At 55.6% G+C, this 21741-nt stretch carries 24 protein-coding genes; 16 read left to right on the plus strand and 8 right to left on the minus strand.

Features of this window, described 5'->3' with window-relative positions; genetic code table 11:
* The first annotated feature begins 6 nt into the window (after positions 1 to 6).
* From CDH47_RS07275 to CDH47_RS07295, 5 genes are all read left to right on the plus strand, one after another.
* The gene (locus tag CDH47_RS07275; RefSeq protein WP_100639182.1) at positions 7 to 813 is read left to right on the plus strand and encodes an ABC transporter substrate-binding protein; all 807 of its coding nucleotides are present in this window, start codon (positions 7 to 9) and stop codon (positions 811 to 813) included.
* A 65-nt stretch (positions 814 to 878) separates the two neighbouring features.
* Positions 879 to 1748 carry a formate dehydrogenase accessory sulfurtransferase FdhD gene (locus CDH47_RS07280; RefSeq protein WP_100639183.1) on the plus strand — a complete coding sequence of 290 codons (870 nt, stop codon included), beginning with the start codon at positions 879 to 881 and terminating at the stop codon, positions 1746 to 1748.
* Positions 1741 to 2328, plus strand: coding sequence for a molybdenum cofactor guanylyltransferase MobA (gene mobA / locus CDH47_RS07285; RefSeq protein ID WP_100639184.1), 588 nt, complete (start codon positions 1741 to 1743; stop codon positions 2326 to 2328). The genes CDH47_RS07280 and mobA overlap by 8 nt, the downstream gene beginning before the upstream one ends.
* A complete protein-coding gene (gene mobB, locus CDH47_RS07290; protein WP_100639185.1) occupies positions 2325 to 2810 on the plus strand; it encodes a molybdopterin-guanine dinucleotide biosynthesis protein B in 486 nt (161 codons plus the stop codon). Before mobA ends, mobB begins: the two co-directional genes overlap by 4 nt.
* Before the next feature lie 63 nt (positions 2811 to 2873).
* On the plus strand, positions 2874 to 4121 hold the full coding sequence (locus tag CDH47_RS07295) for a molybdopterin-binding protein (protein WP_100639186.1): 1248 nt from the start codon (positions 2874 to 2876) through the stop codon (positions 4119 to 4121).
* Here the strand turns inward: CDH47_RS07295 and CDH47_RS07300 are convergent, their stop codons facing one another.
* Genes CDH47_RS07300 through CDH47_RS07315 form a run of 4 tightly spaced genes read right to left on the minus strand, consistent with a single transcriptional unit; the run spans position 4122 to position 8141 of the window.
* Positions 4122 to 4598 carry a DUF6505 family protein gene (locus CDH47_RS07300; RefSeq protein ID WP_100639187.1) on the minus strand — a complete coding sequence of 159 codons (477 nt, stop codon included), beginning with the start codon at positions 4596 to 4598 and terminating at the stop codon, positions 4122 to 4124. It lies immediately after the preceding gene.
* The gene (locus CDH47_RS07305; RefSeq protein WP_100639188.1) at positions 4595 to 5299 is read right to left on the minus strand and encodes a biotin/lipoate--protein ligase family protein; all 705 of its coding nucleotides are present in this window, start codon (positions 5297 to 5299) and stop codon (positions 4595 to 4597) included. The genes CDH47_RS07300 and CDH47_RS07305 overlap by 4 nt, the downstream gene beginning before the upstream one ends.
* Entirely contained in the window at positions 5296 to 6144 is an 849-nt protein-coding gene (locus tag CDH47_RS07310; RefSeq protein ID WP_100639189.1) for an Mrp/NBP35 family ATP-binding protein, read from the minus strand. Before CDH47_RS07310 ends, CDH47_RS07305 begins: the two co-directional genes overlap by 4 nt.
* Positions 6145 to 6161: 17 nt before the next feature.
* Complete coding sequence (locus CDH47_RS07315) at positions 6162 to 8141, minus strand: 4Fe-4S binding protein (protein WP_100639190.1); 1980 nt, start codon at positions 8139 to 8141, stop codon at positions 6162 to 6164.
* A 144-nt stretch (positions 8142 to 8285) separates the two neighbouring features.
* Here CDH47_RS07315 and CDH47_RS07320 point away from each other — a divergent pair, with 144 nt between their 5' ends.
* From CDH47_RS07320 to CDH47_RS07355, 9 genes are all read left to right on the plus strand, one after another.
* On the plus strand, positions 8286 to 8864 hold the full coding sequence (locus CDH47_RS07320) for a DUF3305 domain-containing protein (RefSeq protein WP_100639191.1): 579 nt from the start codon (positions 8286 to 8288) through the stop codon (positions 8862 to 8864).
* Positions 8864 to 9487, plus strand: a complete 624-nt coding sequence (locus CDH47_RS07325; RefSeq protein ID WP_100639192.1) for a DUF3306 domain-containing protein — start codon at positions 8864 to 8866, stop codon at positions 9485 to 9487. Before CDH47_RS07320 ends, CDH47_RS07325 begins: the two co-directional genes overlap by 1 nt.
* Before the next feature lie 109 nt (positions 9488 to 9596).
* Entirely contained in the window at positions 9597 to 10208 is a 612-nt protein-coding gene (locus CDH47_RS07330) for a TorD/DmsD family molecular chaperone (RefSeq protein WP_100639193.1), read from the plus strand.
* Positions 10209 to 10249: 41 nt separating this feature from the next.
* On the plus strand, positions 10250 to 10441 hold the full coding sequence (locus CDH47_RS07335; protein WP_100639194.1) for a twin-arginine translocation signal domain-containing protein: 192 nt from the start codon (positions 10250 to 10252) through the stop codon (positions 10439 to 10441).
* 89 nt (positions 10442 to 10530) lie between these two features.
* Positions 10531 to 13416 (plus strand): molybdopterin-dependent oxidoreductase, encoded by a 2886-nt coding sequence (locus CDH47_RS07340; RefSeq protein WP_100639195.1) that lies wholly within the window; start codon positions 10531 to 10533, stop codon positions 13414 to 13416.
* 15 nt (positions 13417 to 13431) lie between these two features.
* Positions 13432 to 14040 (plus strand): formate dehydrogenase FDH3 subunit beta, encoded by a 609-nt coding sequence (fdh3B, locus tag CDH47_RS07345; RefSeq protein ID WP_100639196.1) that lies wholly within the window; start codon positions 13432 to 13434, stop codon positions 14038 to 14040.
* 85 nt (positions 14041 to 14125) lie between these two features.
* Positions 14126 to 15298 (plus strand): formate dehydrogenase subunit gamma, encoded by a 1173-nt coding sequence (locus CDH47_RS07350; protein ID WP_100639197.1) that lies wholly within the window; start codon positions 14126 to 14128, stop codon positions 15296 to 15298.
* Positions 15295 to 15423: a hypothetical protein gene (locus tag CDH47_RS17775; RefSeq protein WP_275667847.1), complete on the plus strand. Its 129-nt coding sequence runs from the start codon at positions 15295 to 15297 to the stop codon at positions 15421 to 15423. The genes CDH47_RS07350 and CDH47_RS17775 overlap by 4 nt, the downstream gene beginning before the upstream one ends.
* On the plus strand, positions 15416 to 15655 hold the full coding sequence (locus CDH47_RS07355) for a sulfurtransferase TusA family protein (RefSeq protein WP_100639198.1): 240 nt from the start codon (positions 15416 to 15418) through the stop codon (positions 15653 to 15655). Before CDH47_RS17775 ends, CDH47_RS07355 begins: the two co-directional genes overlap by 8 nt.
* 13 nt (positions 15656 to 15668) lie before the next feature.
* Here the strand turns inward: CDH47_RS07355 and CDH47_RS07360 are convergent, their stop codons facing one another.
* The 4 genes from CDH47_RS07360 to moaB are packed head-to-tail and all read right to left on the minus strand — an operon-like array spanning position 15669 to position 18189.
* The gene (locus CDH47_RS07360; protein WP_100639199.1) at positions 15669 to 16118 is read right to left on the minus strand and encodes a molybdenum cofactor biosynthesis protein MoaE; all 450 of its coding nucleotides are present in this window, start codon (positions 16116 to 16118) and stop codon (positions 15669 to 15671) included.
* 1 nt (position 16119) lies between these two features.
* Positions 16120 to 16380, minus strand: coding sequence for a molybdopterin converting factor subunit 1 (gene moaD / locus CDH47_RS07365; protein ID WP_100639200.1), 261 nt, complete (start codon positions 16378 to 16380; stop codon positions 16120 to 16122).
* Between the two features lies 1 nt (position 16381).
* Entirely contained in the window at positions 16382 to 17596 is a 1215-nt protein-coding gene (locus CDH47_RS07370) for a molybdopterin molybdotransferase MoeA (RefSeq protein WP_100639201.1), read from the minus strand.
* A gap of 20 nt (positions 17597 to 17616) precedes the next feature.
* Positions 17617 to 18189, minus strand: a complete 573-nt coding sequence (moaB, locus tag CDH47_RS07375) for a molybdenum cofactor biosynthesis protein B (protein WP_100639202.1) — start codon at positions 18187 to 18189, stop codon at positions 17617 to 17619.
* Positions 18190 to 18553: 364 nt separating this feature from the next.
* Between moaB and rho the strand changes: the two genes are divergently transcribed.
* Entirely contained in the window at positions 18554 to 19816 is a 1263-nt protein-coding gene (gene rho, locus CDH47_RS07380) for a transcription termination factor Rho (RefSeq protein ID WP_100639203.1), read from the plus strand.
* A 412-nt stretch (positions 19817 to 20228) separates the two neighbouring features.
* Positions 20229 to 21716, plus strand: a complete 1488-nt coding sequence (gene ubiD / locus CDH47_RS07385; RefSeq protein ID WP_100639204.1) for a 4-hydroxy-3-polyprenylbenzoate decarboxylase — start codon at positions 20229 to 20231, stop codon at positions 21714 to 21716.
* The last annotated feature ends 25 nt before the right edge of the window (positions 21717 to 21741 follow it).

Consider the following 21741-nt stretch of genomic DNA (forward strand, 5'->3'; position numbering starts at 1 on the left):
AACAATATGAAGAAATCACTAAAACTGCTACTCGCAGGTGTCGCCAGTATTGGGTTATCGCTCGGCGCTTATGCCGAGGACTACATTACCCTTGCATCAACTACATCGACTGAAAACTCAGGGTTATTCGCATCCATTTTACCGAAGTTTGAAGACACTACGGGTATTCAGGTACGGGTAGTGGCCGTGGGTACCGGGCAGGCGTTTGAAATTGCCCGCCGCGGTGACGCCGATAGCCTTTTAGTACACGATACTGCAGGTGAGAAGCGTTTTGTTGAGAACGGCTTTGCCACCGAGCGTGCGGATGTCATGTACAACGACTTCGTGTTGATTGGCCCCGCTGATGATCCTGCCAATATCAGCCAGGCGCAGACTGCCAAGGAAGCCTTTGCGGCGATTGCGGCGGCTGAGGCACCGTTTGCATCGCGGGGCGATGACAGCGGCACTAACCGAGCTGAACTGCGGCACTGGAAGAGCGCGGGCGTTGACCCCGATGGCGACTGGTACCGCGAACTGGGCAGTGGCATGGGCCCAACGCTCAACACCGCAGCCGCCATGGATGCCTATGTGATGTCGGATCGTGCCACTTGGGTGGCCTTTGGAAACCGCCAGAACCTGAAGTTGCTTTTTGAGGGTGACAAGGTACTGTTTAACCAGTATGGCAGTTTGCTGCTCTCCCAGGAAAAACACCCGCACCTCAAGGGCGAGATGGCTTTGAAGTGGCACAACTGGTTACTGTCGGAAGATGGCCAGCAAGCCATTACCGACTTCAGAGTGGGAGGGCAGCAACTGTTTTTCCCCAATGCCAAATAGGCTAATCTCTGGCATTATCCGAACACACTCCATTCGGTGCCGCCCTTGAGGCGGCAATATCAAACATGACGATTGACCTCATACTTCCCGACCCTGAAGACCCTCGGCTGTCCCGCGCAGTTGAGGGCGTTGATGAAAATGGCCAAAGTAAATCAATCAGTGTGATAGAAGAGCGCCCTCTCACTATTTACCTGAACAGCCAGGAAATCGTCACCGCCATGACCATTGGCGATCACCCGGAGTACCTGGCGCTTGGCTTTTTGCTGAATCAGGGCATGCTGAAAGAGAGCGATCAGGTTACCGGGATTGATTTCGACGAAGAGCTTGAAGTTGTGGTGGTCCGCACAGCGGGCATTACCGATGTTGAGGACAAACTTGAAAAGAAAACCCGCACGTCAGGTTGCGCCGTGGGTACTGTTTTTGGCGACATGATGGCCGGGCTCGAAGGGTTGTCGCTGCCGGACACTCCGGTACACACCAGCACCTTCTACGATCTCTCCTATCAAATCAACCATACGCCCAGCCTGTATATGGAAACCGGCGCTATTCATGGTACGGCTTTGTGTCAGGGTCGAAAAATCCTGGCCTATATGGAAGATGTAGGGCGACACAACGCAGTCGACAAGATCGCAGGCTGGATGCACTTGAATGGCATTGCCGCCGCCGATAAGGTTCTTTATACCACTGGGCGTCTGACCTCCGAAATGGTTATAAAAACCTCGCTGATGGGGATTCCAACGCTGATCAGTCGGTCAGGCTTTACCGCTTGGGGGGTGGATATTGCCCGCCAGGTGGGTTTGACCCTCATCGGGCGGATGCGAGGCAAAAAGTTCACCTGTCTGAGCGGCGAGCATCGGTTGGTGTTCGATCAGGACTTGTCGCAGGTGCCGGATGAAGACAAGAAAATGCGGCGAAAAGGGGCGAAGCATGACTGATTGTGCCGTAATTCTAGCCGGGGGGCAGGCCAACCGGATGGGCGGAGGCGACAAGGGGCGCCTGGTGCTCGGAAACCAGTCACTGATCGAAAGAGTCATTGATCGGATTTCACCGCAGGTTGGCCCTGTGGTTTTGAATGCCAACGGAGACCTGAGCCGCTTTGATGATCTGGGGCTTCCTGTAGTTGCCGACTCGATCGGTGATTTTCCAGGTCCGTTGGCGGGTGTTCTGGCGGGCATGGATTGGGCAGCTGAGCAGGGTTATGAATGGCTGATCAGCGTCGCAGCCGATACCCCGTTTTTCCCTCTGGATCTGGCGGAGCGGCTGGCCGAACACGATACCCCTGTGGTGCTGGCAGCGACACCAGACCCCAAGCGTGGCCGCTTGCCTCAACCTACCTTTGGGCGTTGGCGTGTTGCGCTGCGGCATGATCTTCGGGCCGCGTTAAATGATGGCGTACGAAAAATACGACAGTGGACGCAGTCCCAGGGCGAAACACTGGTGATTTTCGACGAAGGCGATTTTTTTAACATCAACACGCCAGAAGATCTGGCCTGGGCGGAGCGGCATCTAAAGTGAACGTTATAGGCATTGTGGGCTGGAAGAATTCGGGCAAAACAACGTTGGCCAGTGCACTGATTCGGGAGCTGACCAGTAGAGGGTTAACGGTTAACTCTGTCAAGCATGCCCACCACATGGTGGACGTGGATCAGCCTGGTACTGACAGCTATAAACATCGCGATGCCGGCGCCCAAGAAGTCATTCTGGCCGGTGGTCAGCGCTTCGCCATCATGCATGAGCTCCGGGGATCCAAAGAGCCAACCCTCGATGCGCTGCTTGAGCGGCTGGGCCCTTGTGACTGGGTGGTGGTGGAGGGGTTTAAAACAAACGCGCACCCCAAAATCGAAGTACATCGCCGGGGAAGCACGGGTACGCCTCTTTATAAAGACGACCCCAATATCGTAGCGGTAGCTGCCGATTACGCTGCGGATTTTCAGGGGCCTGTTCTCGATCTGAACGACGTACCCGCCATCACAGACTTTATTCTGAATCGTGAATAATCATCGGCGGTAGGGTGCGTATATCAAGCTACCGGATACCAATCTATCGGAAGACAAAAAGCCATGACCAAGCTTCGTAACGACTGTTTTGCACTCCCCCCCGGCGTAAACTGGACGCCGGTTGAAGAGGCGCTGGAGCGTTTGCGCTCGCGTTTGCACCCTGTCGTTGATGTTCAGCGCTCTGTTCCTCTGGCTCAGGTGAATGGCCGTATTCTCGCAAGCGACGTCTATGCGCCCCGAGCCCATCCCCCAAGTGATAACTCCGCGGTTGACGGCTATGCCTTTATTGGCCCTATAACCGATGTGCCAAGTGTGCTGCCTTTGGTTGATGGCCGAAGTGCAGCAGGGGAGCCCTACCGGGAGCGGGTACCCGCAGGCTACGCCATCCGGATTCTGACAGGTGCGGTCGTTCCGGCAGGCACAGACACCGTCGTTCTGGAAGAAGATTGCGACATCAAGGGTGGCCAACTGCATTTGAACGGCACCCTTAAAGCCGGCGCCAATGTGCGCAAAGCCGGTGAAGACATCAAGGTGCAGGACAAGATCCTCACTGCAGGTACGCGGCTGAGCCCGACCCAGCTTTCTGTGCTCGCCAGTGTGGGGGTTGAATCGGTGGATGTGTATGAGCGGCTGCGGGTGGGGGTTCTTTCTACTGGAGATGAGGTAAAGCCTGTAGGAGCAGAGGTGACCGATTGGCAGATCTACGATGCCAACCGCCCGATGTTGAGTGCCCTGGTTACGCAGCTTGGCTATGAGTTGGTGGACCTTGGCCATGTGCTTGACCGCCCGGATGAGGTGAAAGCAGCGCTGGAGCGAGGAGCGGAACAGTGTGATTTGATCCTGACCAGCGGTGGGGTGTCAGCCGGTGACGAAGACCGTGTTTCCGAAACGCTGAAGGAGCATGGGGAAATCAGTAATTGGCGCATTGCCATCAAACCCGGGAGACCTCTCGCACTGGCCATGTTCCATGGGACACCGGTGGTGGGTTTGCCGGGCAACCCGGTGGCGGCCTGGGTGTGCACGCTACGTTTTGGCGCGCCGGCAATGGCGTTGCTGGCAGGCGGGGCGTGGTTCGAGCCTCAGGGTTATCTCCTGCCCGCCAACTTTTCAAAAAATAAAAAGCCTGGCCGCAGCGAGATGCTGCGGGCCCGGATTCGAAACGGCAAGGTTGAAGCATTCGGCTCTGAAGGCTCTGGTCGGGTAACTGGCCTGGCTTGGTCCGATGGTTTGGTGGAGCTGGATGAAAGTGCTCTGCAAATCGAGCCCGGAACGCCCGTCCGGTTTATTCCCTACGGCAGTTTCGGGTTGTAATCAGTCGACGCTGCCATGAACCGCAAATGCCTCGAGAGAGGCATCTTGCGGCGCTCGCGAGCGGTAGGTTTCCTCAACACCCAGTTCGGTCAGGGTACGGCTGACCATCAGCAGAGTGTTCTCCTCGAAGTCTTCACACATAGCACGCATCTGATCAATCTCGTCACAGGCCACAGGGTAGGCCGCATCGAAGTCCGGCGCGCCATAATGATCAACAAATGTCTGAGCCAGGGTGGTACGGATTTGCTCCAGCTCCGTGTCGGTAATATTGCACACGCCCACAAAGCTGGCGCGACCGCCAGACTCAATGCTGTACCAGCCGTTACTGAATGCCTGGCGGGCTTTCCCCTTCAGGTTCGCTTCGCTCCAGTTGGAAAACTCGAAGCCACCGGAGATTGCCCATTCACCGCTGGGCGCAGGCTTTTCGAATACGTTTTCGTCAGATATATCCAGTTGCAGGGTTCGGGCCAGCTTCATACATGCTCCGCGAATTCAATCAAACTCAAGGTCTCGGTCATGACATCCTGACGCAAAAGCATTCGGCCTTTTTCATCCAGGCCAACAAAGATACCCTGCCGAGGCTTTTCGATCACCTTGCCCAAGGTATCGCAGCGCGGTCGCCAGTCGTTGTGTACCCGTTCAAAACCACTGTCCATAAAATAGGTCAGCCACAAGAGGGTGTGCTTGGACCAGCTTTCCAGCAACGTCATGGGTGTAATATCAACACAGCCTTCTTCGTAGAGACAGGTTTCATTCGGATTCTCGCCAGGCTCGCCGGCCTTCTGGGTGAAAGGCATAGTGACGCCGATGACCAGCCAGTTTGGATAAGCCTTGGGATCTGAAACATCTGCTGCGAACCTGACGTTGCCGCAGAGTGCGCCATTGACCTTGATTCGATCCGGCCATTGAAAGTGCACCGGTACTTCGGGGGGAGCCAGAGCGCCCAGGCTCTCCGCAAGGCCTATTTGTGCCACATAAACTGCTTGAATGGCATCTTCCAGGGGTGTTTCCGGTGCCAATACCAGAGCCGCATTCAAGGTGTCGTCAGCTTCAGAATAGAAGATGGTGCCTGAATCAACACCCGCGATGGCTCTGCTGACCGCTTTGTCAAAGGGGTCAGTGTGCTTGGGTACCACTTCGCCGGTCAGTAATGGTGGGAACAGGGGGGATTCGTTCATAGGATGGCCCGGGCGTATGCATCTGAGGTGATAATTTCATCTGCAATGCGCTGGAAAGCCTGAGCCTGGGGGCTGTCCGGCTTGGAAACCACAATTGGGACGCCACCGTCTGAACCAATTCGGATATCCAGATCCAGCGGAATCTCCCCAAGAAAAGGCGCGCCCAGTTTCTCGGCTTCGGCTCGGGCGCCCCCGTGCCCAAAGGGGTGGTGCTCTTTATTGCAGCCATCGCAAATGAACGAGGCCATATTTTCGATTAGCCCGAACAGCGGCACGTCCATTCGCTGGAACATATCAATGCCTTTGCGAGCGTCCATCAGAGCGATATCCTGAGGTGTGGAGACTACCACCGCACCGGCAACGAAGAACTTCTGGCTCAGGGTCATCTGAACATCGCCGGTACCTGGTGGCAGATCCACCAGCAACACATCGAGGCGCCCCCACTCCACCTGGTTCATCATCTGTTGCAAGGCTCCCATCAGCATGGGGCCGCGCCAGACAATAGCCTCATCATCCTGTGTCATCAGGCCCAGAGACATTAATGTAACCCCGTGGTTTCTCAGTGGCAGAATAGTGCTTCCATCCGGGCTTGAAGGTCGGCCCGAAACACCCAGCATGCGGGGTTGGCTGGGGCCGTAGATGTCAGCATCCAGCAGGCCTACCTTGAGACCTTTCGAGGCCAGTGCCACGGCCAGGTTTGACGATACAGTAGATTTCCCGACGCCGCCCTTGCCTGATGCAATGGCGATGATCCGGTCAACGCCTCTGGGGTTTTTGTCCTGGGGTCGGGGGGCATCAGTGCCGATCAGGTTCGGTTTTTTACCAACTTCGGTGTACTCGACCATGGTGTGTCCCGTTATTTTTAACTGTCCAGATAGTCATCACTGGTGCGGATCCGGGGCCGCTCACCGCCCGCCATGGGGGCGCTGTCCCCATGGAACTGAGCCTTGACCCTGCAGTCGTCGCACATTTTGATGAGCTGAACATTGTCAGAATTCTTGTACATCCAGTGCTGGTTTTCCAGCTTCTCGATGATGCGGTTGATAGTGCTCGCAACGCCAAACGGCGTACCACAGCTAATGCACTCAAAAGGCTCCTCACTGTGCAGTGTCCGGGGGCTCAATGCCGCCTTGGATACATCCAGTTGGGGTTTCAGGGTGATGGCTGTTTCCGGGCAAGTGCTGTCGCAGATGCCGCACTGTACGCAGGCGTTTTCTGTAAATTGAACCTCAGGCCTTTCCCCATGATCACCGAGAGCTCCGGTGGGGCATAGTGATACGCAGGCCAGGCAGAGCGTACACTTGTCGGAATCAATTTCGATCGCACCGTATGGGGCACCCTTTGGGAGTGGGATCGGTTCTTCGAGTTTGTCTGACATGGCGGCAACGGTGACTCGTGTGATGTCACGACGACCACCAACCAGCAGGATCGGATCGCTCACTCGCGCGGCATTTTCACCTGCATTACAGAGCTCTATAGCAGAGATAACCCGCACTCGGCTTGGCGAGTTTTGGGTGCCTTGGAGCAAGGCCTGAGCCAGCTCAACTTCCGCCGCCACCATCCGCTCATCCAGCTGGTTGTCTGCCAGGATGAGTACCTCGGCATAGCCGGCGCCAAATGCCGCCATTATTTCGGCATGGCCAACCCGGTCTATATGTTCGAGCCCGATTGGCAGCAGGTCATCTGCCAGCCCGTCATCGTATCGCGCCAGGTTGGCAATGGCCTCAGCACCTGTATCCAGAGTATGGAATACCAGGCGCGGAGATTCGTTGGTGTGTTCCCGGTAGACCTTTGCCATTACCTCCGCGGTTTTGGTGATTCCTTCGAACGAGGTTTCGTTCATGGTAATCGCGGAAGTAGGGCAGACCGCGGCACAGGCTCCGCAGCCTGCACAAATGTCTGAATCGATCTGGATGTGATCCCCTGCGGAAAAAATGGCTTCTGTACAACAGACATCCAGGCAGCGTGTGCAGCCGGGCTTGCTGGCTCGCGAGTGTGCACACAGGGATTCTTCCAGTCTGAAATATACGGTTTTCTCGAATTCACCTACCCGTTCCCGGGCAGTCAGAGCAATGCGTTCCAGTTCGCCTGTTTTCTTCGGGTCAGCCCAGAAATAGCCGTTGCGCTTCTCATGGCTCGGGAATGCAGGGGCCATACCCCTCAGATCAATAAATACATCGCATTCGCTGCGGGCGGTGGATTTGACTTCGCCATAGCCCAGCTCACCTCGCCCGGCCGGATTCAGGGTCTGCAGCTGGGAGAACTCCAGTTTGAAGTTGCCAAGCGCACCGTAGGCGCTTGTCAGCTTGCCCTTTGCAACATCGTAAGCAGCTGAGGGCAGTTGAATTGGCCCTGCGTCATTAACTATACAAGTGACGCCCAGATCGTCCTGGACCAGCTCGGCCATTCTGATGGCTTGCTCGGTGGGGCCGACAATGCAGCAGACACCGTTGGATTGAGTGGTTTTTGCCGGTGCCATGGGGGCGGGCAGTTGCGCGGCAGCAATCAGTGCAGCCTGCTTGGCATGCTGGCGCTCCGGTTTTGCATCGGGAGCGCTCCAGCCAGCTCTGTCCCGGATATCAATCGTATGAAGAGGCGCTGCATGGCTAATTTCGGCGTACACGTCCTCGGACAGGCGCTCGAACAAAGCTGATTGTTGGCCGCACGCAATGAGCACTTCATTGTTTGTGCCCAGATGTTCAGCGGCGACGTTCAATTCTGTTCCGCACAGCTGATCCACGGTGATCACCTGCTCAGCGCCAGCTGCTTTCTGCAGGGCTTCCGGATTGAAAGTCTGAGTTTTGTCACAACTGCATAAAAGCAGTGTCTTGTTTGCCGTCATCAGGAGTTTGACTCTTACGTTGTTTTTGTAAATGCACATGTCAGATTTACTCGCTGAGCATGCCACAGCCATTTACTTTTGGACAGTTGGATAATATTTGTGGCCCTGCTATTTTGGGGCTGAAAGATAACAACGAGAATTGCCATGAGTAGTCGGACAGATCATTGGAGACGCGAATTGCAGGTAGGCGCGGTTGTGCGCCGTACTCCTGGGGTGACGCGCTGGGCACGTGATATCTGGACGCCGGTGGCTGTAATACCGGGTGCGCCGGACGCATTTTGGAAAGAGTTGGTTCGTGAGGGGGAGGTAGTCGATTACCATGCCGGCACGGTTACTATGGAGCTGTTCCGTGCCGATGTAGAGGGTTATCTGGTATCCCTGAATATGGCGGCGCCTTCGGTGTGGATCGTAATGGATAAAGATGTCACGGGCCAATCGCCCTCCGGGTGGATTGTCAGCACCATAACCGCCAGCGCCCACGAAGCCTTGGACGCGCTTGATAGCGGCGAAAGTATTGTCGAGGCGGTTACGATTCCGGAGTCCCTTGCGGCATGGATCAAGGAGTTTATTGACATGCATTATATCGAAGAGCCCTTCAAGAAGCGCCGCCGGAATGAAGTACGAATTGATGGCGCTGAAGACGCCAAAGGGGACCCCCGTATCCGCCAGGCGAGCGATGTTTACCGCGCGCCCGCTAACATCAAGAAGACGAGGCTTCAGTAATGACCGAGTCACGCCTGCAGCGCTGGTCGCGCCAAAAAGCCGAAGCTGCCAGGAAGCAGGAAACTCCGACACCTCCGGTTGTTGAGGCGGAGCCGTCTCCTGAAGCGCAGGAGCTTGCAGTTAATGAGGCTTTGCCGGAGCAGGAGGTTCTGGTGAAGTATGGGCTGCCTGATCCGGACAGCATTGTGCTGGGCACCGACATTACCGGTTTCATGCAGAAAGAGATTCCAGAATTATTGCGCCGCAAGGCTCTTCGGGCGTTATGGAGGTCGAACCCTGTGCTGGCGGTGCTGGATGGCCTTAATGACTACGACGAAGATTTCACGGACGCCGGCCTGACGATTAAAGGCGCAAAGACCCTTTACAAGGTCGGGCAAGGCTTCATTGACAGAGCCAAAAAGCTCGATGGGCAGGTTGAAGGTGAGACCGAAGAAGTTGCCGGCACGACGGATAATGTCAGGCCTCCAGCGGTCGCTGAAACCCCGGTATCAGACGCTCCCCTTGAAGCAGGTGCTGGTGGCGAGCCGGAGCGCCCTGAAGTGAGCCATGAGAAAAGCGAACCAGCTCAACCGGAAGAAGGCCAGGCGCCTCGCTTCCGTCCCCGTATGCGCTTTCACTGTTAAACGGAGACCGATTCTGCTAAAAGCGAACGAGAGCAAAGTATCCACACGATGCCTGTGCATGTACTAGAATGATAGCTCAGGCTGTACAAAATAATTAAAGGAACACGGTTTGAACAACACGGCGGAAACTCAGTGCCCGCGTTCGGTCACCGAAGAAGATCGCGCACGGGCCCAGATCTATCAGCTCTTGGGGGTCTTGCTTACCGGACCACCTTCGAGCGAGTTGTTGCAAGGTTTGGGCGCTTTGCAGGGTGACGACACTACTCTGGGCGCGGCGTCAAAAAACCTGTCAGTGCTTGCGGAGCGCACCAATCCCTATGATGCAGAGCGTGAGTACAACAACCTGTTTGTGGGGCTCGGTCGTGGCGAGCTGCTTCCGTACGCCAGTTATTACCTCACCGGTTTTTTGAACGAAAAGCCTCTTGCGGATCTGCGCACCGATCTTATGGCCAGGGGCATAAAAGCCCGTAGTGATGTAAAAGAACCCGAAGATCATATTGGCACCTTGTGTGAGGTCATGGCGGGTATCATTGCCGGCGAATTCCCCTGTGACAGTGATCTGCCGTCTCAGAAAGCCTTTTTTGATGCACACTTGGCAAAGTGGGCAGCCTTGTTTTTCGCTGATTTGGAGCAAGCGCAAAGTGCTATCTTCTATGGTCCTGTGGGCTCGCTGGGGCGAGCGTTCATGGCTGTAGAATCAGATGCCTTTGCAATTGAGTAACCGGGATCTGAACGATCCCTTAACCCATGGGGAGGTGTCCTATGGACAACCCGAAGCGTGAAAACAGCCGTCGCCGTTTCCTGAAAATGGCAGCGACTGCAGCTCCGGCTGCTGTTGCAATGGCGGTTGCACCGAACGCTGCGGCCGAGGTCGTTAAACAAAACGTACCGAAAAGTCGTGGCCTGCGTGACACTGAACACACACGTAAGTATTTCGAATCGGCTCGCTTTTGAGGAAGCGTGAGTTATTCAAGGTTGCGTGATGCTCTTGGATAACCACACCTCCAGCAAAAACGAGAATAATAACGAGAGAGGTAAGTGACATGTTAAGGAAGAAGACCAACGGGGTAGCGAAAGGCCCCCGTGCAGGCTCTTTGCTTTCATCGCTCACTGCAAAAACGTTGGACCGCCGTCAATTTTTAACGGCTTCCGGTGTCGCAGTGGGTGGCATGGCGGCTTTATCACTGACGTCGGGGAGGGTTGAAGCTGCACCCCCAACGACCGGAGGTGGTGAAGTCGTTCGCAAAAAATCAGTGTGTACGCACTGTTCTGTAGGGTGCACCGTTGAGGCCGAAGTACAGAATGGCGTATGGACGGGGCAGGAGCCAGGCTGGGATAGCCCCTTCAACCTTGGTGCTCACTGTGCCAAGGGCGCGTCAGTCCGTGAGCATGCTCACGGTGAGCGGCGCCTGAAATCCCCCATGAAAATGGTCAATGGCCAGTGGCAAAAGATTCCCTGGGATCAGGCGATCAATGAAATTGGCGACAAGATGCTGCAGATCCGCGAAGAGAGCGGGCCTGATTCCGTCTACTGGCTGGGCAGTGCCAAGTTCAACAACGAGCAGGCGTATCTTTACCGAAAGTTCGCGGCCTATTGGGGGACCAACAACGTTGATCACCAGGCCCGGATCTGTCACTCCACAACGGTCGCAGGCGTAGCTAATACCTGGGGCTATGGTGCGATGACCAACTCTTACAACGACATCCATAATTCCAAGGCGATCTTCGTTATCGGGGGTAACCCCGCCGAAGCGCATCCGGTGTCGCTGCTGCATATATTGAAAGCCAAGGAAGAGAACAACGCACCCCTGATCGTGTGTGACCCGCGCTTTACGCGCACCGCAGCTCATGCGGATGAGTTTGTCCGATTCCGGCCGGGCACAGACGTTGCGTTGGTGTGGGGCCTGCTCTGGCACATCTTTGAGAACAAATGGGAAGACAAGGAGTTTATCCGCACCCGGGTTTGGGGGATGGATGAGATCCGTAAAGAAGTAAAACGCTGGAATCCGGAAGAAGTCGAGCGCGTAACCGGTGCGCCGGGTGCCCAGCTTGAACGTGTCGCCCGTACCCTGGCCAACAACCGCCCTGGTACGGTGATCTGGTGCATGGGTGGTACCCAGCATACCAACGGTAACAACAACACCCGCGCTTACTGCATTCTGCAGCTGGCACTGGGCAATATGGGTACGTCTGGTGGCGGTACCAACATTTTCCGAGGGCACGATAACGTGCAGGGCGCCACCGACGTGGGTGTTCTGGCCGACACCCTGCCTGGCTATTATGGCCTGAGCGCGGGAGCCTGGGCCCACTGGATGCGTGTCTGGGAAGAAGATACAGACTGGCTGAAAGGCCGGTTTGCCGTGTGGGACAAAAACGGCAAATCCAAAGCCATGATGAACGAGAAGGGTATCCCGGTATCTCGCTGGATTGACGGTGTTCTGGAGGCCAAGGAAAACCTTGACCAGCCGGACAATACCCGTGCCATGGTCCTCTGGGGCCACGCACCCAACTCCCAGACCCGTATGCTTGAAATGAAAGAAGCTATGGAAAAGCTGGACCTGTTGGTTGTAGTGGATCCTTTTCCCACCGTTTCGGCCGTGTTGCACGACCGAAAAGATGGCGCGTATCTGCTGCCAACGACCACTCAGTTCGAGACCATCGGATCGGTAACCGCATCGAACCGGTCACTTCAGTGGCGCGAGAAGGTGGTTGAGCCTCTGTTTGATTCGAAGGTTGACCACGAGATCATGAAGCTGTTTGCGGACAAGTTCGGTTTCACCGATCGCATGTTCCGCAACATTGCCATTGAAGGCGATGAGCCGGTGATCGAGGATATCACCCGTGAATTCAACCGGGGTATGTGGACCATTGGTTATACGGGACAATCACCTGAGCGTCTCAAGAAGCACATGAAGTACCAGCACCACTTCGACAGGACCACCCTGCGTGCAAATGGCGGGCCTTGCGATGGCGATATCTACGGTTTGCCATGGCCTTGCTGGGGCACTGCAGAAATGAACCACCCGGGCACGCCGAATCTCTACGATATGTCCTTGCCGGTATCCAAGGGCGGCCTCACCTTCCGCGCCCGGTTTGGTGTTGAGCGCAATGGCGAAAACCTGCTGGCAGAAGGCGTTTATTCGAAAAACTCGGGGATCAAGGACGGCTATCCAGAGTTCACCATGCAGATGCTGATGGATCTGGGCTGGGACGGTGACCTGACGGCAGAGGAGCGGGCCAGCATTGACGCTGTGGCTGGTCCCGCAACCAACTGGAAGACCGATCTTTCAGGGGGTATTCAGCGCGTCGCCATCAAGCACGAGTGTGCACCTTTCGGCAATGCGAAAGCGCGTACTGTGGTCTGGAATTTCCCGGATCCGGTGCCCGTGCATCGTGAGCCGCTCTACACCACGCGTCGCGACCTGGTTGCGGATTACCCAACCTATGCAGACAAGACCTTCTGGCGGGTCCCGACTTTGTATGAGTCCATTCAGAAGAAGGATTTCAGCAAAGACTTCCCCATCATTCTGACCTCCGGCCGACTGGTCGAGTACGAAGGTGGTGGCGATGAAACGCGATCCAACCCCTGGCTTGCTGAGTTGCAGCAGGACATGTTCATTGAGGTGAATCCGCGGGATGCGAACAACCTGAACATTCGCGACGGCAATGACGTTTGGGTAGCCGGGCCTGAAGGCGGGCGCATCAAGGTCAAGGCCCTGGTCACCGAACGTGTCGGCGAAGGCGTTGCCTTCATGCCGTTCCACTTCGGCGGGCACCTGGAAGGTAAATCGCTGAGGGATAAATACCCCAAGGGCGCTGATCCCTATGTTCTGGGTGAATCTACGAACGTTGTTCAAACATACGGGTACGACTCGGTCACGCAGATGCAAGAGACCAAAGCCACCCTGTGTTCGATAATGCCGGCATAACAAGAGGTGTAGACCATGTCACTTAATGGACAAGCACGCGCAAAATTCCTTTGCGATGCCGAACGCTGCATCGAATGCAATGCCTGCGTTACGGCCTGTAAGAATGAGAACGAAGTCCCCTGGGGTATTAACCGTCGCCGTGTGGTTACCATCGAAGATGGCAAGCCAGGCGAGCGTTCGATCTCGGTAGCTTGCATGCACTGTTCAGACGCGCCTTGTATGGCCGTTTGCCCGGTCGACTGCTTTTACCAGACCGAAGACGGTATCGTTCTGCACTCCAAGGATCTGTGTATCGGTTGTGGGTACTGCTTCTATGCTTGCCCCTTCGGCGCGCCCCAATTCCCGCAAGCGGGCAATTTCGGCAGCCGGGGCAAGATGGATAAGTGCACCTTCTGTGCCGGTGGTCCCGAAGAGGACAACTCAACCGTTGAGTTCGCCAAGTATGGAAGCAACCGCATTGCCGAGGGAAAATTGCCTCTCTGTGCGGAAATGTGCTCAACCAAAGCCTTGCTGGCCGGTGACGGCAATGAGGTGGCGGACATCTATCGCCAGCGTGTGGTGAGCCGTGGTTTCGGTTCGGGCGCCTGGGGATGGGGCACAGCTTACGAGAAGAAGGGTGCATAAGATCGCCTGAGTATTCCGGGGCCTTTTGGCCCCGGAGCATTTTCGGGCAAAGAATTCTTCTTGTTGATTCCCTTGGAGTGCTCACATGAATTTAAAACTATTGGGTGTCGCTGTCTTTTTTCTGGCGACACTGTCAATCAACTCTGTCTGGGCGGAAGATGTCCCCGCAGTTGATCGAACAGCGACCGGGGGCGCTCAAACCCTGGAAGATATAATGGCCCGCCAGCAGAAATTGAAAGTTGACGGGGCATTCCGTTCTGAAAACCTGGGCGATCCAGCCAATGCAGCGCCAGCTACCGATCAATTAGGTACGCGGGGCGGGGTTTCTATCTCAGACACCTACCGCTCCATCCGCTATAACAAGTTTGATGCCAATACGCAGGCTCGTGGGCCAGCGGCAGACGTTCTTATCCAGGATGGAGGGATGGGGTGGCTTAAATTCCGAGAGGGGCCGCTCATCACCTACGGTGGCGGCGCGCTTCTGGGGTTTATCGCCCTGCTGGTGGTGTTTTATCTTGTTCGCGGCAAGATCATGATCGAAGGTGGCCCTGCAGGTACCACGATTGAACGGTTCAAAGCGATTGAACGGTTTGGCCATTGGTTGTTGGCCGGTTCGTTTATTGCTTTGGCGACAACCGGGCTCATTACCCTGATGGGCCGCAGCTTTCTGATTCCCGTAATAGGGCCCGATGCCTTCGCGACTCTGGCTGCAGGCTCCAAGTGGGTTCACAACAACATCTCCTGGTCTTTTATGCTCGGCCTGGTGATGACGTTCTTCATGTGGGTGGCCCACAACATTCCAGATAAAGTGGATTGGCAGTGGATCAAGGCGGGCGGCGGTATTTTTACCAAATCCCATCCTTCAGCAAAGAAGTTCAACGCCGGCCAGAAGATCGTGTTCTGGACGGTTATGGTGTTGGGCTTCTCGGTCTCTCTGACTGGCCTGTCATTGCTGTTCCCGTTCCAAATACCGATGTTTGCGGACACATTCAGCATCATAAACAGCGTATTGGGAACAGACTTTGCCACGGTTCTGACACCCCATGAAGAAATGCAGTATTCCAATCTTTGGCACTCTATCGTGGCTTTCGCCATGATGCTGGCCATTATTGCCCACATCTATATTGGCACCGTTGGTATGGAGGGTGCTTTTGATGCCATGGGCAGTGGTCAGGTTGATGTGGAATGGGCGCGACAGCATCACGATTTGTGGGTAGCCGAGGTCGAAGCCAAGCAAGGTAAAGGAGAGAATTCGTGAAAGTTATGATTGGGGCATTTGCCGCTTCCTTGCTGATTGCCTTCGCCGCGCCGGTGGTTCTGGGCCAGTTCGGATGGTCATCGGCCGAGCAAGGCAGCAGCGCAACGAGCGTTCGCCTTGACTAAGCCATCAGACACACACCAGATCGATGCTGTCGGTTTGGTGTGCCCTCTCCCCGTCTTACGCTTTAAAAAGCGGGTTCAGGGCTTGGCTGGCGGGACACTGGTCGAGTTCTTGGCGGATGACCCTACAGCACGTAAGGATTTGCAGGCGCTGTGTGATATAGCTGGGCACAGGATTGAATGGGTACGGGAAGAAGGTGCGGGGGTTATCCGTTATTGTATCTCTCTGGCTTGAGTGAGGTTCGGGACTACTTGTCCCAAGCCTCACCACGAGCAACATCTGAAGCTTTTTGCTCCACCCAATGCTCGCCATCCTCAGCGAGTTCTTTCTTCCAGAATGGCGCCGAAGTTTTCAGGGCATCCATAATGAACTCGCAGGCCGCAAATGCATCTGCTCTGTGGGCGCTACACACACCGACAAACACAATCTGTTCTCGCAGTAACAATCTGCCAACCCGGTGGATCACCCGTGCTTTACGCACATCCCAGCGCCGGGAAGCCTCTTCAATCAGCCCTGCAATCACCTGTTCCGTCATTCCCGGGTAGTGCTCCAGAAACAACCCCGACACATCCTGTGTATCGCCATGGTCGCGCACCAGTCCGGTAAATGTAGCAATAGCTCCGGTACCCGCTCCACTATCACGCAACGCGGTATACTCAGAGGCGGTATCAAAATCTTCAGTCTGGATGCTTATCATACTAACCCCCGGTTACCGGTGGGAAAAAAGCCACCTCATCGCCGGCCTTCACAACTGCAGCGGGTTTAACCATGGCCTGATTGATCGCAATCATCACCGGCTGGCTACCTTGCAGTTGTGCCCAGGGTCCACCTCGGCTGGCCAGTTCTGCCAACAGGTCGCCAGCAGTCTGCTCCTCGTTTGCCGGCATTGTGAGTTGCTCCGTACCTAATTCCTCCCGGAGGCGGGCAAAAAAACGAACGGTCAGGGTTTGTTCAGTCATGTCAGCTCAATAAGTCAGTAAATGGATAGTAGGTTAGCAGGTCTCCCTCTGCTATCAACGCATGTTCCGGAACCACTGCCAGCCCACCGGACCAGCATGCAGAGCTCAACATGCCTGAGCTCTGGTTTGTATAAGCAGAAACCTGAATTTTGCCGTTAACGGATTCCGTCCGCGCCCGCAGGAACTCACGGCGCACGGAAGGTTTGGTCACATTAAAGGCAGCGGGTACCTGTTGCCCTACAGGATGAACCTGCAAGCGCCCCTGGCAGGTGCGAATATAAGGCATACCCACCATCAGAAAGGTTACCAGGACCGAGGCGGGATTGCCGGGCAGGCCGAACACAGGTGTGCCCTTGATCGAGCCAAACGCCAGCGGCTTGCCGGGCTTGATCGCCATGCGCCATAGAGACAGCTGGCCGGATTCTTCCAGTACCGCTCGCACGTGGTCTTCCTCACCGACTGAAACGCCGCCACTTGTAATAACGAGATCGGCTGCAGTAGCTGCGCGCTCAAGGGTTTCTCGGGTAGTTGAGCGTGTATCCCCAAGTGTCTCACACAGCACTGCCTCGCAACCTGCCTCGGCCAAAAGCCCAAGCAGGGTGAAGCGATTGGAGTTGTATATCTGACCAGGCCCCAGCGGAAGGCCCGGCTCCACAAGTTCATCGCCTGTTGAGAGAATCGCCACTCGCAGCTTTTTCACTACATTAACTTCGGCGACACCAATGGATGCCAGAAGGCCCATTTCCTGGGGCCGGATCTTGCTACCTTTTGCCAGGGCCAAACTGCCCTCCGCAAGATCCTGGCCGCGCCTGCGAATGTTTTGGTCAGCTTTCACTTCTCCGTCGATGAGAATGCCATTGTCTGTAACCTCAACCCGTTCCTGCATGACAACAGTGTCTGCACCAGCCGGGATTTCGGAGCCGGTGAAGATGCGGGCGGCTGTTCCGGGTTGCAGCGTCCCGGGTGGCGAACCAGCCGGAATTCGGGCAGATACTGGCAGAGGCTGCCTCTGCGCATAATCTGCGGCGCGCAAAGCATAACCATCCATTGCACTGTTATCCGCTGGCGGAACATCCGCTGGCACACGATAATCCTGCGCCAGCACTCTGCCCAGGCTCTCTGTCAGGGGGAGAAGCTCGGTTTCCGTAATCACCGGTGCTTTGCTCAGCAGGTGAGCGATAGCCTCATCAACCGGTGTCAGGTTGGCTGCCATGATGAATGTCTCCGTGTTCTTAATTAGCGTGTGGCGAGTTTACCAATAACCTGTTGCAGGCGTTCAACAGCACGTACCGGCTTGCGCCCAACCAGAGCTGAGAAGTTGCAGGGGCCGTGGCGGCTGTCCAGCTGGGTGCTCAGAATGCCGTTCCAGCCAGTGCGACAGGCTCCCGTAGAACCGGGTAGGCAGAAAATTGCGGTGTGGTTCGCCAGCCCGCCAAAGGCTCTGGACTGAATGGTGGAACTGCCGATTTCCAAAGCGGATTGACGCCGGAACTCTTCGCCAAAGCCTTCAATGGCCTTGTCCAGCAGAGGCGCAACCGCTTCCGGTGTGCTGTCGCGCTCGCTAAAGCCCGTGCCGCCTGTGATGATAATTACCTGAATGTCCGAATCTGCAATCCAGGATGACATCGCTGCCCGCACCAGATAAACGTCGTCTGGCAGAATACGCCGCGAAACCAGCCGATGACCGGCCTCCACAACACTGTCTTCGAGAAACTGACCGGAGGAGTCTTCTTCATAGCCGCGGGTGTCGGAGACCGTAAGAATCGCGATGTTGAGGGGTTTGAGTTCGTTCGTGGGTTCAGTGCTCATGGCAAGGTACTCCGAGAATCACAGGGGGAATTTTGGATATCAGTATCCCTTTCAGAGCAAGGTAATGGAAGGGAGTAACCCATCAGGGGGAGGCTATAAGTCCCTTCATATAGGCATTTACGCCGAAAGTTGGCGTTAATTTGGTCAGTACACTTGACATTGCCCGCCAAGGTGGATGATTATCGCTCTTGCCCTACGAACGTTTGTACCCACTCTAACTGGCTCCTGTTTTTCCGGACTTCTATTTACACCGGTTGCTCGATCTGGCCAGCATCAGTTTTTACAACGAATCATACAATCTGTTCAGGGGCGCCCCTGTCATACCAACTTCCGTTTAATTCCATTCCTGAAAATCTAATAACCTATGAATCTTACTGAACTCAAGCAGAACTCCATGCCCGAATTGCTCGATATCGCGCAAGAGATGGGTCTCGATAACCTGGCACGTTCCCGCAAGCAGGATGTTATCTTCACCATATTGAAGAAGCATGCAAAAAGCGGTGAAGACATTTATGGCGACGGCGTACTGGAGATTCTGCAGGACGGTTTCGGTTTCCTCCGCTCTGCGGATGCCTCCTATCTGGCAGGCCCGGACGACATTTACGTCTCTCCTAGCCAGATCCGCCGCTTCAACTTGCGCACAGGTGATACCGTTGCCGGCAAGATTCGACCGCCGAAAGATGGTGAGCGCTACTTTGCCCTGTTGAAGGTTGCTGAAATCAACTTCGACAAGCCGGACAACGCCCGAAGCAAGATCCTGTTTGAGAACCTCACGCCACTGTTTCCAGATGAGCGTATGCAACTGGAAGCCGGTAACGGCAGTACCGAAGATCTGTCCTCCCGAGTGCTGGACCTGGTCGCACCCATAGGTAAAGGGCAGCGCGGGCTGATCGTATCTCCGCCCAAAGCCGGTAAAACTCTGCTGATGCAGAGCATTGCCCAGTCGATCACACGTAATAACCCGGAATGCCACATTATCGTTTTGCTGATTGACGAGCGTCCGGAAGAAGTGACCGAAATGCAGCGCACTGTGCGCGGTGAAGTGATCGCATCTACCTTTGATGAGCCACCTGCGCGCCATGTGCAGGTGGCTGAAATGGTTATCGAAAAGGCCAAGCGCCTGGTTGAGCACAAGAAGGATGTGGTCATCCTGCTGGACTCCATCACCCGCTTGGCTCGTGCCTACAACACGGTAATCCCGTCGTCCGGTAAAGTACTGACTGGTGGTGTAGACGCCCACGCACTGGAAAAGCCCAAGCGCTTCTTTGGTGCGGCTCGTAATGTAGAAGAGGGTGGCAGCCTGACCATCCTTGCCACGGCCCTGGTGAACACGGGTTCCAAAATGGACGAGGTGATTTACGAAGAGTTTAAAGGTACGGGCAACATGGAAGTGCACCTGGATCGCAAAATTGCCGAGAAGCGGGTATATCCTGCGCTCAACGTTCGCAGCTCCGGCACGCGCCGTGAAGACTTGTTGATGAGCGAAGCGGATATCCAGCGTGTATGGATTCTGCGCAAGCTGCTGCACTCCATGGACGACGACACTGCGGCCATTGAGTTTTTGCTTGATAAGCTTAAAGACACCAAGACCAACGACGAGTTCTTCCAGTCCATGAAGCGCCGGTAATCGCCGGAGCTCTGGTTTTGCGCCTCAGGGTTTGTGGGGCTGGCAGTACCGGGGGCACCCTCCCCGGACACGCCGTGAATACGTCCCTGTAGGCTTGGTCTTGCCATCCGTGGCAAGACACAGTCCGGGGAGGGTGTCCCCGGTACTGCTGATCAAGTTTTGGGCGCGCGCTTTTATTGGATTACAGTTAAGTTTTTGCGGGTTTTGGCCTTGAGAAAACGGGTAATTCCGTGAACGCGGTGAGGGCCTGCTTTCCCAGACTGTGTCTTGCCAGGGATGGCAAGACCAAGCCCCCAGGGATGGGTTTACGGCGTGTCTGGGAAAGCAGGCCCTCATTGCGTTCTGGCACCGGCTTGGAAGTCTGGAAGGCGCACAACTCCGTATTAGAAGCTAACCGTGAACGGAGCCAACGATGAAATACAACGATCTGCGGGACTTCATTGACCAGTTGGAGAAACTGGGCGAGCTGAAACGCATCTCAGTGGAAGTAGACCCCCACCTGGAAATGACCGAAATCTGCGACCGCACACTGCGGGCAGGTGGCCCTGCGTTGTTGTTCGAAAACCCCAAAGGCTACGACATGCCCGTGCTCGCCAACCTCTTCGGCACCACCAGAAGAGTCGCCTTGGGCATGGGTCAGGAAAACGTTACCGCGCTTCGGGACATAGGTAAACTGCTGGCCTACCTCAAAGAACCGGACCCCCCAAAAGGCTTCAAAGACGCCATAGACAAGTTGCCACTGCTCCGGCAAGTCATGCGCATGAGCCCGAAAGTGCTCAGGTCTGCGCCCTGCCAGGACGTGGTGATCGACAAAGACAAAGTCGACCTTTACCAGATCCCCGTTCAGCACTGCTGGCCGGGGGATGCCGGGCCATTGGTGACCTGGCCATTGGTCATCACCCGCGGGCCGCATAAAGAGCGGCAGAATCTTGGCATTTACCGGCAGCAGGTGATTGGCCGTAACCGGCTCATTATGCGCTGGTTAAGTCATCGCGGTGGGGCCCTGGATTTTCAGGAGTTCCAGAAAGAGAATCCCGGCAAGCCGTATCCTGTAGCGGTGGCCCTTGGGGCCGACCCGGCTACCATTCTGGGGGCTGTAACACCCGTGCCCGATTCTCTATCAGAATACGCGTTTGCAGGCTTGCTGCGAGGCAGTCGTACCGAATTAGTGCAGTGTGGTCTCAGTGATTTGCAGGTTCCTGCCAGTGCCGAAATCGTGCTGGAAGGCTTTATTTACCCGGATGATATGGCGCCTGAAGGTCCGTTCGGCGATCACACGGGTTATTACAACGAAGTGGACGAATTCCCGGTGTTCACCGTTGAGCGGATTACCCACCGCAAAGATCCGATTTATCACTCCACATACACTGGCAGGCCGCCCGATGAGCCCGCTATTTTGGGTGTGGCGCTGAACGAAGTGTTTATCCCGATTCTGCAAAAGCAGTTTCCCGAGATTGTGGATTTTTACCTGCCGCCGGAAGGCTGCTCTTACCGCCTTGCCGTGGTGACCATGAAGAAACAGTACCCCGGCCATGCCAAGCGGGTGATGATGGGAGTATGGTCTTTTCTGCGCCAATTCATGTACACCAAGTTCGTGATTGTGACAGACGACGATGTGGATGCCCGTAACTGGGAAGATGTGATCTGGGCCATCACTACCCGTATGGACCCGACCCGGGACACCACGTTGGTGGAAAACACCCCCATAGATTATCTGGATTTTGCGTCGCCTGTGTCTGGGCTTGGCTCCAAGATGGGGATGGACGCCACCAACAAATGGCCGGGTGAAACCACCCGCGAGTGGGGTGAGCCCATAGCCATGACTGACGCCGTAAAACAGCGTGTGGACGAACTCTGGGGCAGCCTGGGTATTGAAACTTCGGCTGATCGCCCCGATTGATATGAACACAAAGCAGTGGCAGGTG

It is taken from the genome of Marinobacter salexigens (genome assembly GCF_002806945.1).
In the GTDB taxonomy this organism is placed as follows: Bacteria; Pseudomonadota; Gammaproteobacteria; order Pseudomonadales; family Oleiphilaceae; genus Marinobacter; species Marinobacter salexigens.

Bases quoted from the DNA above. Each gene is read 5' to 3' on its own strand.
- moaB (WP_100639202.1), bottom strand. From the start codon at position 18,189: ATGAGCACTGAACCCACGAACGAACTCAAACCCCTCAACATCGCGATT.
- CDH47_RS07340 (WP_100639195.1), top strand. From the start codon at position 10,531: ATGTTAAGGAAGAAGACCAACGGGGTAGCGAAAGGCCCCCGTGCAGGC.
- CDH47_RS07325 (WP_100639192.1), top strand. From the start codon at position 8,864: ATGACCGAGTCACGCCTGCAGCGCTGGTCGCGCCAAAAAGCCGAAGCT.
- fdh3B (WP_100639196.1), top strand. From the start codon at position 13,432: ATGTCACTTAATGGACAAGCACGCGCAAAATTCCTTTGCGATGCCGAA.
- CDH47_RS07335 (WP_100639194.1), top strand. From the start codon at position 10,250: ATGGACAACCCGAAGCGTGAAAACAGCCGTCGCCGTTTCCTGAAAATG.
- CDH47_RS07305 (WP_100639188.1), bottom strand. From the start codon at position 5,299: ATGAACGAATCCCCCCTGTTCCCACCATTACTGACCGGCGAAGTGGTA.
- rho (WP_100639203.1), top strand. From the start codon at position 18,554: ATGAATCTTACTGAACTCAAGCAGAACTCCATGCCCGAATTGCTCGAT.
- ubiD (WP_100639204.1), top strand. From the start codon at position 20,229: ATGAAATACAACGATCTGCGGGACTTCATTGACCAGTTGGAGAAACTG.
- CDH47_RS07275 (WP_100639182.1), top strand. From the start codon at position 7: ATGAAGAAATCACTAAAACTGCTACTCGCAGGTGTCGCCAGTATTGGG.
- CDH47_RS07350 (WP_100639197.1), top strand. From the start codon at position 14,126: ATGAATTTAAAACTATTGGGTGTCGCTGTCTTTTTTCTGGCGACACTG.
- moaD (WP_100639200.1), bottom strand. From the start codon at position 16,380: ATGACTGAACAAACCCTGACCGTTCGTTTTTTTGCCCGCCTCCGGGAG.
- CDH47_RS07310 (WP_100639189.1), bottom strand. From the start codon at position 6,144: ATGGTCGAGTACACCGAAGTTGGTAAAAAACCGAACCTGATCGGCACT.
- CDH47_RS07360 (WP_100639199.1), bottom strand. From the start codon at position 16,118: ATGATAAGCATCCAGACTGAAGATTTTGATACCGCCTCTGAGTATACC.
- CDH47_RS07295 (WP_100639186.1), top strand. From the start codon at position 2,874: ATGACCAAGCTTCGTAACGACTGTTTTGCACTCCCCCCCGGCGTAAAC.
- mobA (WP_100639184.1), top strand. From the start codon at position 1,741: ATGACTGATTGTGCCGTAATTCTAGCCGGGGGGCAGGCCAACCGGATG.
- CDH47_RS07280 (WP_100639183.1), top strand. From the start codon at position 879: ATGACGATTGACCTCATACTTCCCGACCCTGAAGACCCTCGGCTGTCC.
- CDH47_RS07315 (WP_100639190.1), bottom strand. From the start codon at position 8,141: ATGACGGCAAACAAGACACTGCTTTTATGCAGTTGTGACAAAACTCAG.
- CDH47_RS07320 (WP_100639191.1), top strand. From the start codon at position 8,286: ATGAGTAGTCGGACAGATCATTGGAGACGCGAATTGCAGGTAGGCGCG.
- CDH47_RS07300 (WP_100639187.1), bottom strand. From the start codon at position 4,598: ATGAAGCTGGCCCGAACCCTGCAACTGGATATATCTGACGAAAACGTA.